Source organism: Streptomyces sp. NPDC030814 (assembly GCF_055572155.1).
In genome coordinates this window covers 1-1,211 of the sequence record NZ_JBVIDX010000068.1, presented here as the reverse complement: position 1 = coordinate 1,211, position 1,211 = coordinate 1, and the positions used below count along the sequence as shown (strand labels likewise).

At 70.8% G+C, this 1,211-nt stretch carries 1 protein-coding gene; it reads left to right on the top strand.

Translation table 11 applies throughout. From position 1 onward, the window contains the following. Window positions 1-18 precede the first annotated feature (18 nt). Window positions 19-1,211: acyltransferase domain-containing protein (locus tag ACZ43N_RS42715; protein WP_468105284.1), on the top strand; the 1,193-nt coding region annotated here is incomplete at its 3' end.

The following is a 1,211-nucleotide window of genomic DNA, read 5'->3' as shown; positions in this document are numbered from 1 at the left end:
GTGCCGGTGGTGTCGTCGGTGGTTCCGTGGGTGGTGTCGGCGCGCGGCCGGGGGGCGTTGCGTGAGCAGGCCGGTCGGCTTGCCGGGTTCGTGGGCGATGACGAGGCGCTGGACGTGGCCGGTGTCGGCGGGGCCTTGGTGCGGTCGCGGTCGGTGTTCGAGCACCGGGCCGTGGTGCTCGGTGCGGACCGTGCGGAGCTGCTGAGCGGTCTTGAGGCGTTGGCGGCGGGTGAGCCGGCCGCTGGTGTGGTCACGGGCGAGGTCGGTGAGGGAGGCCGTACGGCGTTCCTGTTCGCCGGGCAGGGTTCACAACGTCTCGGTATGGGGCGGGAGTTGTTTGAGGAGTTCGCGGTGTTCGCGGATGCCTTCGATGCCGTGTGCGCCCACATCGACACCGAACTGCCTCGGCCGCTGCGGGAGGTGGTCTTCGGTGAGGACGCCGACCTGCTGAACCGGACGGAGTTCGCCCAGCCGGCGTTGTTCGCTCTTGAGGTGGCGCTGTTCCGGTTGCTGGAGTCGTGGGGGGTGCGCCCGGATGTGCTGGCGGGGCATTCGATCGGTGAGATCGCTGCCGCGCATGTAGCGGGGGTGTGGTCGCTGGCGGACGCGTGTCGTCTGGTGGTGGCGCGTGGCCGGTTGATGCAGGCCCTGCCGGAGGGCGGTGCGATGGTCGCGCTGCAGGCCACCGAGGACGAGGTCCTCCCGCTCCTCGGTGACGAAGTGGGCGTCGCCGCGGTCAACGGACCCCGCTCCATCGTGGTCTCGGGCGCGGCGCAGGCGGTCGAGGAGATCGCTGAGCACTTCCGTGGCCAGGGCCGCAAGGCCACCGCGCTGCGGGTGAGTCACGCCTTCCACTCCCCGCTGATGGAAGCCATGCTCGACGAGTTCCGGGCGGTCGCGGAAGGGCTCTCCTACGACCGTCCGAAGCTGCCCATCGTCTCCACGGTGACCGGCGCGGCCGCTGGCGCCGAGGAGATGACCTCGCCGGACTACTGGGTGGAGCACGTCCGCCGCACCGTCCGCTTCGCCGACGCCGTGACCACTCTCGCCGAGCAGACCGTCACCAGGTATCTCGAAGTCGGCCCCGACGGCACCCTCATCACGCTTGCCCAGGACTGTGTGGCAGACGAGGCACGGCTGTTCGCTCCTGCGCTGCGCAAGGGACGGGCGGAGACCGAGTCCGTGATCGCCGCCGTGGCCGCCGCCTTCAC